This window comes from Pseudomonas sp. 2 (assembly GCF_056627435.1).
Window position 1 is genome coordinate 275,170 of record NZ_JBWXNG010000004.1, and the last position, 10,746, is coordinate 285,915.

11 protein-coding genes are annotated in these 10,746 nt (G+C 62.4%); 2 read left to right on the forward strand and 9 right to left on the reverse strand.

Annotated elements, in window-relative coordinates:
* Positions 1–4 precede the first annotated feature (4 nt).
* The 5 genes from AC1MEK_RS09050 to AC1MEK_RS09070 form a co-directional block, all read right to left on the reverse strand.
* The gene (locus AC1MEK_RS09050) at positions 5–1,393 is read right to left on the reverse strand and encodes a trypsin-like peptidase domain-containing protein (RefSeq protein WP_480395915.1); all 1,389 of its coding nucleotides are present in this window, start codon (positions 1,391–1,393) and stop codon (positions 5–7) included.
* A 140-nt stretch (positions 1,394–1,533) separates the two neighbouring features.
* Complete coding sequence (trmB, locus tag AC1MEK_RS09055; protein WP_480396067.1) at positions 1,534–2,247, reverse strand: tRNA (guanosine(46)-N7)-methyltransferase TrmB; 714 nt, start codon at positions 2,245–2,247, stop codon at positions 1,534–1,536.
* Positions 2,248–2,302: 55 nt separating this feature from the next.
* Positions 2,303–3,097, reverse strand: a complete 795-nt coding sequence (locus AC1MEK_RS09060) for a thiazole synthase (protein WP_480395916.1) — start codon at positions 3,095–3,097, stop codon at positions 2,303–2,305.
* A gap of 62 nt (positions 3,098–3,159) precedes the next feature.
* Complete coding sequence (thiS, locus tag AC1MEK_RS09065) at positions 3,160–3,360, reverse strand: sulfur carrier protein ThiS (protein WP_296186335.1); 201 nt, start codon at positions 3,358–3,360, stop codon at positions 3,160–3,162.
* A gap of 232 nt (positions 3,361–3,592) precedes the next feature.
* The gene (locus AC1MEK_RS09070) at positions 3,593–3,976 is read right to left on the reverse strand and encodes a DUF423 domain-containing protein (RefSeq protein WP_480395917.1); all 384 of its coding nucleotides are present in this window, start codon (positions 3,974–3,976) and stop codon (positions 3,593–3,595) included.
* 80 nt (positions 3,977–4,056) lie between these two features.
* Here AC1MEK_RS09070 and mtgA point away from each other — a divergent pair, with 80 nt between their 5' ends.
* A complete protein-coding gene (gene mtgA / locus AC1MEK_RS09075) occupies positions 4,057–4,767 on the forward strand; it encodes a monofunctional biosynthetic peptidoglycan transglycosylase (protein WP_480395918.1) in 711 nt (236 codons plus the stop codon).
* 184 nt (positions 4,768–4,951) lie between these two features.
* Here mtgA and rpoH read toward each other — a convergent pair whose 3' ends face one another.
* The 4 genes from rpoH to ftsY form a co-directional block, all read right to left on the reverse strand.
* Positions 4,952–5,806, reverse strand: a complete 855-nt coding sequence (gene rpoH / locus AC1MEK_RS09080; RefSeq protein WP_480395919.1) for an RNA polymerase sigma factor RpoH — start codon at positions 5,804–5,806, stop codon at positions 4,952–4,954.
* A 136-nt stretch (positions 5,807–5,942) separates the two neighbouring features.
* A complete protein-coding gene (ftsX, locus tag AC1MEK_RS09085; RefSeq protein WP_480395920.1) occupies positions 5,943–6,968 on the reverse strand; it encodes a permease-like cell division protein FtsX in 1,026 nt (341 codons plus the stop codon).
* Positions 6,965–7,636 carry a cell division ATP-binding protein FtsE gene (gene ftsE, locus AC1MEK_RS09090; RefSeq protein ID WP_480395921.1) on the reverse strand — a complete coding sequence of 224 codons (672 nt, stop codon included), beginning with the start codon at positions 7,634–7,636 and terminating at the stop codon, positions 6,965–6,967. Before ftsE ends, ftsX begins: the two co-directional genes overlap by 4 nt.
* Positions 7,633–9,078: a signal recognition particle-docking protein FtsY gene (ftsY, locus tag AC1MEK_RS09095; RefSeq protein ID WP_480395922.1), complete on the reverse strand. Its 1,446-nt coding sequence runs from the start codon at positions 9,076–9,078 to the stop codon at positions 7,633–7,635. Before ftsY ends, ftsE begins: the two co-directional genes overlap by 4 nt.
* Before the next feature lie 258 nt (positions 9,079–9,336).
* Between ftsY and AC1MEK_RS09100 the strand changes: the two genes are divergently transcribed.
* Positions 9,337–10,689 carry a M16 family metallopeptidase gene (locus AC1MEK_RS09100; protein ID WP_480395923.1) on the forward strand — a complete coding sequence of 451 codons (1,353 nt, stop codon included), beginning with the start codon at positions 9,337–9,339 and terminating at the stop codon, positions 10,687–10,689.
* Positions 10,690–10,746: the final 57 nt, after the last annotated feature.

Below are 10,746 nucleotides of genomic sequence, written 5' to 3' on the forward strand. Positions count from 1 at the left end.
CGCATCACGGCAGCAAACGCTGCTTCACCGGGCGGGAGCGCTGCCCGGCATAGTCGACGCCCACTGCGCAGAGCCGGGTATCCTCGGTCACCAGTACCTTTCGGGCGCCCGCGAGGGCCACATATCCTGATGGATCGGCGCAGTCGGTGCCAGCCCACGGCCCGCTCTTGAGCTCCACGCGACGCAATGATATTTGCTCAGGATCGACGCTCACCAGATAGCTGTTGCGGCCGTGCATGTCCTTGTACGGCTTGCCAATGTCCAGTTCGGGCCGCCCTGCCGGCCCCGCAGGGTGCACCACCACAGGCAGCGCCACAGCGTTGCGGTTGGCAGGTTCAGGCCCTGTTGCTTCACGCCCCCAGACACACAAAGCCAGCACCGTCGGATTCGCTGGCGCCAGCGTCAAGCCCTCGATCGGCACATTCAGCGCGCTGCCGGAAGCCTGCGTCACGCCATAGCCGCCAGCCACCTCGCATTGCTCGGGAAACTCGACGAGCTTGGTCTGATACAGGGTCGTGGTCGAATACAGGGCCTGGCTGATCATCATCGAGCCGTTGCCTGCCTTGTAGATCAGGCGATCATCATCCTCGTCCAGCGAAACGTTGAACGCGTTGCTTAACCCGCAGCCCTGAGTACTGGCCTCGAAGCGCCCGTTTTGCAGGCAGGCCGGCAGAAAACTCAGGTCAGATGAATAGCCCTTGCGAGCATTGGCGGAATGAGTGACCGCCAATACGCTGCCAGTGGCCGGATCCAGCACCGGGCTACCGGAGTCGCCCTCCTGCAGCCGCGCACCGTCCATCACCAGCAGATGCCGATTGAGAAAGCCGCGCCCGGTCTTGAGGTCGATGCGCGTCAACTCCTGGGTGCCCCATCGGGCATCGCTCTGGGAGTTGCCGCTCAAACGGGCAGCGATCGTGAGGGGGTCGCCTTCGGCTGCCTGGCGCCCGGCCAGCTTCATGGGCACGATCCCCAGGGCCTTGAGCGCGCCTTGGGTCTGTTGCAGTTCGAGGACGGAAAAATCCAGGCCGCGCAGCGAGGTATAGCGAATGTGCGCGACCGAAAACGCGTGAGCGCCACCCTCTTCGAACGTCACCGTCCCCTTGCCGACGAGCTGTTCGCCAACGCCGTCGATCACCCTGTGCACGCCGTGCCCGGTCGCCACCAACAGTGCCGGTGCGGCATCATTGCCGCTGTCGATCAGAAATGCCGTGCTCTCCATGCCATCCGCCAGCTTTGCCAGATAGAGACTTGAGGGGCGTTGGTATTGCGCGATGGCGGAGCGATCGAAGCCGGGTGTGGCGACGGCAGGTACAGCGACAGCGGATGCGGCCTGGGCAAGCACGGCCATTGCGGCGGAGAACGCCAGTTGCAGTGCAAAACGATTTGCAGACATGTAAAGCCTCCTATAGTGGTCCGGGCTCAATGCCCGAATACCGGAAGGCTCACATCTGGACCCTGCGAGCAGGTGGTAACATTTGCAAGCGATGCCTGCAAAAAGCAGAAAGGCGCCGCAGCGCCTTTCAACTCAACCCATCACGCCAGTTTTTCGAACTTCAGATCCCACACACCATGGCCCAGCCGCTCGCCACGGCGTTCGAACTTGGTGATCGGGCGTTCGGCCGGGCGCGGGACGCACTTGCCGTCTTCGGCCAGGTTGCGATAACCCGGCGCGACGTTCATCACTTCCAGCATGTACTCGGCATACGGCTCCCAGTCGGTGGCCATGTGCAGGATGCCGCCGGGCTTGAGCTTGCTGCGCACCAGCGCGGCGAACTCGGCCTGGACGATGCGGCGCTTGTGGTGACGCGCCTTGTGCCAGGGGTCCGGGAAAAACAGCATCAGACGGTCCAGGCTGTTGTCGGCCACGCAGCGGTTGAGCACTTCGATCGCGTCGCAATCGTAGACCCGAACATTGGTCAGGCCCTGAGTCAGCACGCCATTGAGCAGCGCGCCGACACCCGGCCGATGCACTTCAACACCGATGAAATCCTGCTCAGGCGCCGCCGCTGCCATTTCCAGCAACGAGTGGCCCATGCCGAAACCGATTTCCAGAGTGCGTGGCGCCGAGCGGCCGAACACCTTGTCGTAATCCACCGGCGCATCGGCCAGCGGCAGCACGAACAGCGGGCGGCCTTGATCCAGGCCGCGCTGCTGGCCTTCGGTCATGCGACCGGCGCGCATCACAAAGCTCTTGATGCGCCGATGATGGCTGTCATCGCCCTGCTCTTTACCGTCTTCGTCGTTCATCACTTCGTCGTCCGGAAGTGCTTCGGGCTTTTGCGAATCAATCATCAACAGGCTCTTACTTGATCAGACCATCCAGCGGCGAGGACGCGCTGGCATAGAGTTTCTTCGGCATACGACCGGCCAGGTAAGCCATGCGGCCTGCCAGGATGGCGTGTTTCATGGCTTCGGCCATCAGCACCGGCTGCTGCGCATGGGCGATGGCCGAGTTCATCAGCACCGCTTCGCAGCCCAGTTCCATGGCGATGGTGGCGTCCGACGCAGTACCGACACCGGCGTCGACCAGCACCGGGACATTCGATTCTTCGAGGATGATCTGCAGGTTGTACGGGTTGCAGATCCCCAGGCCCGAACCGATCAGCCCTGCCAGCGGCATGATCGCGCAGCAGCCGATTTCGGCCAGCTGGCGCGCGACGATCGGGTCATCACTGGTGTACACCATCACGTCGAAGCCGTCCTTGACCAGCGTTTCGGCGGCCTTGAGGGTTTCGATCACGTTGGGGAACAGGGTCTTCTGGTCAGCCAGCACTTCCAGCTTGACCAGGTTGTGCCCGTCGAGCAGCTCGCGGGCCAGACGGCAGGTGCGCACGGCTTCGATGGCGTCGTAGCAACCGGCAGTGTTCGGCAGGAAGGTGTAGCGTTCCGGCGACAGCACGTCGAGCAGGTTCGGCTCGCCCGGGTTCTGGCCCAGGTTGGTCCGGCGCACGGCGAAGGTGACGATTTCCGCACCCGAGGCCTCAATGGCCTGGCGGGTTTCTTCCATATCCTTGTACTTGCCGGTACCCACCAGCAGGCGCGACTGGAAGGTACGACCGGCCACGGTAAACGGCTTGTCGCTACGAACATTGCTCATCGAAAATCCTCTTTACGGTTGAGGTGCTTGCAGGTCTTGCGGATCAGGTTGCGCGGGGCGGATCAGCCGCCACCGATGGCGTGCACCACTTCGACCTGATCGCCCTCATTCAACGCCGTGGAGGCGTGCTGGCTGCGTGGGACGATATCCAGATTCAGCTCGACCGCGATTCGACGCCCGGCCAGGTCCAGACGGGTCAGCAATGCCGCAACGGTCTCGCCGTCGGGCAGTTCATAGGATTCACCGTTCAACTGAATGCGCATGCGAAAGGCAGCCATCATTTTTGGGGGGCGAGCATTCTAGCCCGATCGGCCGGTGCGACCAAGGCATAGTCATGCCATTCGTCTCACGCAGATTGGATGCATGATGCCAGACGCATTGTATACCCGTAGCAGCACGGCTTGCCGGCGGGTGCGCCCGTCAGATCACCATCGCCCTCAAGATCCTCCCGCGGGCAAGCCCGGCTGCTACGGGGGAGGTGGCGTGCTGCTACGGTTAAAGCGTGTCGAGCCCCAACCGCCAAGCGGTCCAGCCCAGAATGAACCAGCCGATGAGAAAGCACAGCCCGCCAATCGGCGTGATGATGCCCAGCTTGCTGAACCCGGTCAGGGTCAGCACATACAGGCTGCCCGAGAACAGAATGATGCCCAGGGTGAAGGCGATCCCCGCATAGCTGATCAACCGTCCCTGAATCTGCGTGGCCAGGATCGCCACGCCAAAGATCGCCAGCGCATGAATCAACTGGTACAGCACGCCGGTGTGGAAGATCGCCAGATACTCCGGCGTCAGGCGGTTTTTCAGGCCATGAGCGGCGAAGGCACCCAGACCTACGCCGGTGAAGCCGAAAAATGCAGCCAACATCAGAAAGGTTCGTAACATGTGCAGCTCCCTGCAAAGTCGTTCAATGGCCCGTGGTCTGTATAATGGCCCGCTCAACGGGTTCGGCCAAGCCATCTCATATGCTGCAATTTCTTCTTCGTCGCGTCGTCAAAGGCCTGCTGTGGTTCGCAGCGGCCAGTGTCGTGCTGGTTCTGATTTTCCGCTGGGTCCCTCCTCCGTTCACTGCCTTGATGGTAGAGCGCAAGATCGAATCATGGTTCGACGGCCAGCCCATTGACCTGCAGCGTGACTGGGAGCCCTGGGAGAAAATCTCCGACGACCTGAAAGTCGCGGTCATCGCCGGCGAAGACCAGAAGTTCGCCGAGCACTGGGGTTTCGACATCGACGCCATTCGCGCCGCCCTGGCCCACAACGAACTGGGCGGCTCCATTCGCGGCGCCAGTACCCTGAGCCAGCAGGTGTCGAAGAACCTGTTCTTGTGGTCCGGTCGCAGCTACCTGCGCAAGGGCCTTGAGGCCTGGTTCACCGGACTGATCGAGGTGCTCTGGTCCAAGCAGCGGATCCTCGAGGTTTACGTCAACAGCGTGGAATGGGACGACGGCGTGTTCGGCGCCCAGGCCGCGGCGCAGCACCACTTCCACATCAACGCCAGCCAGCTCTCGATGCAGCAGGCCAGCTATCTGGCCGCCGTACTGCCCAACCCGCGGGAATGGAGCGCCAGCCATCCCACCAGCTACGTCTCGCGCCGCGCCGGGTGGATCCGCCAGCAGATGCGCCAGTTGGGTGGGGATGAGTATCTGGTGGGGATCAATCATCGGCGCGAGTGGTAAACCCTCGCGCCTGGACGATGCATAACCCTGTGGGAGCCGGCTTGCTGGCGAATGCGGTGGGTCATTCAGCCCGTTGGCGTCTGACCTGACGCATTCGCCAGCAAGCCGGCTCCCACAAGGTGGAAGAACGCACAAACAAAAACGCCCCGAGGTTATCGGGGCGTTTTGCATTTCGGCGTGTCGCTTACGCGGCGATCGACAGCTTGAGCTTGTTCATCGCGCTCTTTTCGAGCTGACGAATACGCTCGGCGGAGACGTTGTACTTCTCGGCCAGGTCGTGCAGCGTGGCCTTTTCCTCTGCCAGCCAGCGCTGGTAGAGAATGTCCCGGCTGCGCTCGTCGAGCACGTTCAGCGCTTCGTGCAGATTGGCCGTAGAGCTGTCGCTCCAGTCAGCGTCTTCCAGTTGGCGGGCCGGATCGTAGCGATGGTCCTCCAGATAGTTGGCCGGCGACTGGAAGGCGCTGTCGTCGTCAGCTTCCGCTGCCGGGTCGAACGCCATGTCCTGGCCGGTCAGACGGCTTTCCATTTCACGCACTTCGCGCGGCTCAACACCCAGGCTTTCGGCGACGCGATGCACTTCGTCGTTGTTCAGCCAGGCCAAGCGTTTCTTCTGGCTGCGCAGGTTGAAGAACAGCTTGCGCTGGGCCTTGGTGGTCGCGACTTTCACGATGCGCCAGTTGCGCAGGATGAACTCGTGAATTTCCGCCTTGATCCAGTGCACGGCAAAAGACACCAGACGCACGCCCATTTCAGGGTTGAAGCGCTTCACGGCCTTCATCAGGCCGACGTTACCTTCCTGGATCAGGTCAGCCTGAGCCAGGCCGTAACCCGAATAACTGCGTGCGATATGCACGACAAAACGCAGATGGGCGAGCACCATCTGACGGGCCGACTCTAAATTCTGCTCGTAATAGAGACTTTCGGCCAGTTCACGCTCCTGCTCGGGCGTCAGCAGCGGAATGCTGTTCACCGTGTGCACATAGGCTTCCAGGTTCGCACCCGGAACCAGCGCATAAGCAGGTTGCAAAGAATTGGTCATACGAAAAAACCTCCTACACATGACTCGTGCAGTTCAGCACTGCGAAATTGACCGGGAACCGCGAGACAAGTTCCCTTAGCTGAAAAGTCAATAGATGAAACAAAATATACTAAAAACCCTGACGATTACCTGAACATTAACGAGGGGCCAGTTCCCTCAGGTGGCGCGCAACCGCAATCCACGCACCGATATACCCCAACAACACCGCCCCAAGCAAGAGCGACAGACCGTCGGCAGCCGGCACACCGGCCAGCGCAAAGTCGCTGCCATACAGCCCGGCCAGTTTGATGACCGCGTCGTTGAGCCAGTCCAGGCCGAAGGCCAGCACGCCCCAGGCGAAGATACCCGCGCCCAGGCCGTAGATCGCGCCCATATAAAGGAAGGGCCTGCGCACATAGCTGTCAGTACCGCCCACCAGCTTGATGACCTCGATTTCCGTGCGCCGGTTCTCGATGTGCAGACGGATGGTGTTACCGATGACCAGCAGCAAGGCACCCACCAGCAGTACCGTCAGACCGAACACAAACCGGTCGCCCAGCTTGAGGATCGCCGCCAGACGCTCGACCCAGACCAGATCCAGCTGGGCCTGCTGAACCTTCGGCAGTTCAGCCAGACGTGTACGTAATGCTTCCAGCGCGGCCTTGTCAACTTCCTGCGGGGTGACCAGCACGACGCCCGGCAGCGGGTTCTCCGGCAACTCCTTCAGGGCTTCGCCCAGACCGGACTGCTGCTGGAACTCGTTCAGCGCCTGATCGCGGCTGATGTACTCCGCTTCGGCGACGCCAGGCATTTCCTTGATCTGCGCCACCAGCCCCTGGCCTTCAGTTGCCGAAGCATCCAGTTGCAAATAAAGGGAGATCTGCGCCGCACGCTGCCAGGAACCACCCAGGCGCTCGACGTTGCTCAACAGCAGCGACAGCCCCATGGGCAGGCTCAAGGCCACTGCCATCACCATGCAGGTAAAAAAGCTGCCAATTGGCTGCTTGCCCAGACGGCGCAGGCTGTCGATCAGGCTCGACCGGTGGGCCTCGATCCAGGCGTGAAAGAGCTGGCCGAAACCCGGGCCGTCGTCGTCATCGTGTTTCTTTTTCTTCTGTGGAGCCGGGTCGGCGGCCTTGGGCGCCACGCGCTCCGAAACCTTAGGGCTGCGAGTGGCGCTCATGCCGTGGCCTCCCCGTCACCGATCAGTCGGCCGCGCTGCAGCGTCAACATGCGATGACGCATGCGCGCGATCAGCGCCAGGTCGTGGCTGGCGATCAGCACGCTGGTGCCCAGCCGGTTGATGTCTTCGAATACACCCATGATTTCCGCCGCCAGCCGTGGGTCGAGGTTACCGGTCGGTTCGTCCGCCAGCAGCAGGGCCGGGCGGTGAACGATGGCGCGAGCGATGCCGACGCGCTGCTGCTGGCCTGTGGACAAGTCGCCAGGATACAGCTCGGCCTTGTCGGACAGGGCCACGCGCTCCAGCGCCGAGTCCACGCGTTTGGTCACTTCGCCTTTGGACAGGCCGAGGATCTGCAGCGGCAGGGCGACGTTGTTGAACACCGTGCGATCGAACAGCAACTGGTGGTTCTGGAACACCACGCCGATCTGCCGGCGCAGGAAAGGGATCTGCGCGTTGCTGATCTGGCCCAGGTCCTGCCCCGCCAGCAGCAGTTTGCCGGAGGTCGGACGTTCCATCGCCAGCAACAGGCGCAAGAGCGTACTTTTACCGGCACCGGAGTGGCCGGTTACAAACAGAAACTCGCCGCGACGTACTCGAAAGCTCAGCTCATGCAAGCCGACGTGTCCGTTCGGATAGCGTTTACCGACCTGTTCGAAACGAATCATGTGCGCTCCCGCTCGGCGAATAGGGCCTGAACGAAGGGTTCGGCCTCGAAAGTCCGCAAATCGTCGATGCCTTCACCGACGCCGATGTAGCGAATTGGCAGCCCGAACTGCTTGGCCAGAGCGAAGATCACCCCGCCCTTGGCGGTGCCGTCGAGCTTGGTCAGGGCAAGGCCGGTCAGGTTCACGGTCTGGTTGAATTGCTTGGCCTGGTTGATGGCGTTCTGGCCAGTACCGGCGTCGAGCACCAGCAGCACCTCGTGAGGCGCCTGCTCATCGAGCTTGCCGATGACGCGACGAACCTTTTTCAGCTCTTCCATCAGGTTGTCTTTGGTGTGCAAGCGCCCGGCGGTGTCCGCGATCAACACGTCGATGCCACGGGCCTTGGCGGCCTGCACGGCGTCGAAGATCACCGAAGCCGAATCGGCGCCGGTGTGCTGGGCAATCACCGGGATCTTGTTGCGCTCGCCCCAGACTTGCAACTGCTCGACCGCTGCGGCACGGAAGGTGTCGCCTGCGGCCAGCATGACTTTCTTGCCTTCGAGCTGAAGCTTTTTGGCCAGCTTGCCGATGGTCGTGGTCTTGCCGGCGCCGTTGACGCCCACCACCAGAATCACGAACGGCTTGTGCTGCTGGTCGATCACCAGCGGCGCCTCGACCGGCTTGAGCATTTCGGTCAGCTCGGTTTGCAGGGACTTGTACAGCGCATCGCTGTCGGTCAGCTGTTTACGCGCAACTTTCTGCGTCAGGTTGCGCACGATCAGCGAAGTGGCCTCGACACCGACGTCAGCGGTCAGAAGACGGGTTTCCAGCTCGTCGAGCATGTCATCGTCGATGGCCTTCTTGCCCAGGAACAGGCTGGCCATGCCTTCGCCCAGGCTGGCGCTGGTCTTGGACAGGCCTTGCTTGAGACGGGCGAAGAAACCGGGTTGTTTGGCAGGGGCTTCGACGGCCGGCGCAACTGGCGTTTCGACTGGAGGTACAACTGCCGCCGCCACGACCGGCGGCACTACAGCAGCAGGGGCAGCAGCGGCCGCAGGAGCGGGTTGCGCCAAGGCTGGCAGATCGTCGCCCGCGAGCTTGTCGGGTGTCGTGACAGGGACCGGCTCTACCACTGGCACCACGGCAGCAGGTGCCGCAACGGGAGCAGCCTCGGTAACCACGGGCGAGTCAGGCACGTGAGATTCGGTGTGGGCCGGGATGTCTGGCGTGACATGGGGCTCACTCGGATCGGTCAGCGCAACCGGCTCTTCGGCCACCGGCAGCTTGAGCCATGGCTCGGCAACCACCGGCGTCGGTTCGACAACAGGCTCGGGCGCTGCAGCGGGTACGTCTTTGGGCTGCTCGGCGACGGTTTCCTGCGGCTTCTTGCGCAGCCATCCGAACAGGCCTTTCTTCTCGCCAGCCGGGGCTGGGGTCTTCTTGTCGTCGTTGGAACCAAACATGGAGGACGGCTATCTCAAGGTAGCGACGCGCCAGAGCGGCGCCTCTGAAAAATTCTTTCAATGCGAAACAGACTGTAATAGCGCTCGCTTGTTCAGCAAGCACACTGCCGTTCACGCCATTTAAGCATCGCCTTCCAGCATAAGACGAAGTGTCCTACGTCAAAGCCATGGTCGCCGAGCAAACTGGTCGCTATCCTAACACCCCCGCGCCCGCCGACGCTAAGTTCACGCAGGCCGTCTCGAAGGTTCAAATTACGAATGAATGCTCTCGCCCGCCGTGCCGCAGGCCTTCTGCTCGGCACATTGTGCTTGCCCCTCGCTGCCATCGCCGCCGATCCGCAACCTACCTCCGAGTTCACGCTGGACAACGGCCTGAAGGTCGTCGTGCGTGAAGACCACCGCGCCCCGGTCGTGGTTTCGCAAGTCTGGTACAAGGTCGGCTCCAGTTACGAGACGCCGGGCCAGACCGGCCTGTCCCATGCGCTGGAACACATGATGTTCAAGGGCAGCTCCAAGACCGGCCCGGGCGAAGCCTCGTTGATCCTGCGGGATCTGGGCGCCGAAGAGAACGCCTTCACCAGTGACGACTACACCGCCTACTACCAGGTGCTGGCCCGCGACCGACTGGGTGTGGCCTTCGAGCTGGAAGCCGACCGCATGGCCAGCCTGCGCCTGCCGCCGGAGGAATTCGCCAGAGAAATCGAAGTCATCAAGGAAGAGCGCCGCCTGCGCACCGATGACAAGCCCAACGCCAAGGCTTACGAGCGCTTCAAGGCCATCGCCTACCCGGCCAGCGGCTACCACACGCCGACCATCGGCTGGATGGCCGACCTCGATCGGATGACCGTCGAAGAGCTGCGCCACTGGTACGAATCCTGGTACGTGCCGAACAACGCCACGCTGGTGGTGGTTGGCGACGTAAAACCCGACGAAGTGAAGGCCCTGGCCGAGCGTTTCTTCGGCCCGATCCCGCGCCGCGACATTCCCCCGACCAAGAAGCCGCTGGAACTGGCCGAACCGGGCCTGCGCCAGATCACCGTGCATGTGGCGACGCAGATGCCGAGCCTGATGTACGGCTTCAACGTGCCGAGCCTGACCACCGCGACCGATCCGCAGTCGGTCAACGCCCTGCGCCTCATCTCGGCCCTGCTCGACGGCGGCTACAGTGCGCGCATCCCGACGCGCCTCGAACGCGGCGAAGAACTGGTCACCGGCGCGTCCTCCAATTACGACGCCTATACCCGTGGCGACAGCCTGTTCACCATCAGCGCGACGCCCAACCAGCAGAAGAAGAAAACCCTGGCCGACACCGAAGCCGGTATCTGGCGCCTGCTCGACGAGCTGAAAACCAAGCCGCCGACCAAGGAGGAACTCGAACGGGTTCGCGCCCAGGTCATTGCCGGGCTGGTTTACGAGCGTGATTCGATCACCAGCCAGGCGAGCACCATCGGCGAGCTGGAAACCGTCGGTCTGTCCTGGCGGCTGATCGACCGGGAGCTGAACGACCTGCAAAGCGTCACCCCGGAAGACATCCAGAAAGCCGCACGCACTTACTTCACCCGCGAACGCCTGACCGTCGCGCACGTTCTGCCAGAGGAGAAAGCCCAATGACCCAGCGCATTGAGACACGTCGTGCGCCGAAACGGACGCAGGCACTGCTGCTGGCGG

What these genes read in the sequence shown, in the direction of transcription:
- thiS (WP_296186335.1), bottom strand. Translation starts at nt 3,360, where the DNA reads ATGCGCATTCAGTTGAACGGTGAATCCTATGAACTGCCCGACGGCGAG.
- AC1MEK_RS09100 (WP_480395923.1), top strand. Translation starts at nt 9,337, where the DNA reads ATGAATGCTCTCGCCCGCCGTGCCGCAGGCCTTCTGCTCGGCACATTG.
- AC1MEK_RS09060 (WP_480395916.1), bottom strand. Translation starts at nt 3,097, where the DNA reads ATGAGCAATGTTCGTAGCGACAAGCCGTTTACCGTGGCCGGTCGTACC.
- mtgA (WP_480395918.1), top strand. Translation starts at nt 4,057, where the DNA reads ATGCTGCAATTTCTTCTTCGTCGCGTCGTCAAAGGCCTGCTGTGGTTC.
- ftsX (WP_480395920.1), bottom strand. Translation starts at nt 6,968, where the DNA reads ATGAGCGCCACTCGCAGCCCTAAGGTTTCGGAGCGCGTGGCGCCCAAG.
- ftsY (WP_480395922.1), bottom strand. Translation starts at nt 9,078, where the DNA reads ATGTTTGGTTCCAACGACGACAAGAAGACCCCAGCCCCGGCTGGCGAG.
- AC1MEK_RS09050 (WP_480395915.1), bottom strand. Translation starts at nt 1,393, where the DNA reads ATGTCTGCAAATCGTTTTGCACTGCAACTGGCGTTCTCCGCCGCAATG.
- trmB (WP_480396067.1), bottom strand. Translation starts at nt 2,247, where the DNA reads ATGAACGACGAAGACGGTAAAGAGCAGGGCGATGACAGCCATCATCGG.
- ftsE (WP_480395921.1), bottom strand. Translation starts at nt 7,636, where the DNA reads ATGATTCGTTTCGAACAGGTCGGTAAACGCTATCCGAACGGACACGTC.
- rpoH (WP_480395919.1), bottom strand. Translation starts at nt 5,806, where the DNA reads ATGACCAATTCTTTGCAACCTGCTTATGCGCTGGTTCCGGGTGCGAAC.
- AC1MEK_RS09070 (WP_480395917.1), bottom strand. Translation starts at nt 3,976, where the DNA reads ATGTTACGAACCTTTCTGATGTTGGCTGCATTTTTCGGCTTCACCGGC.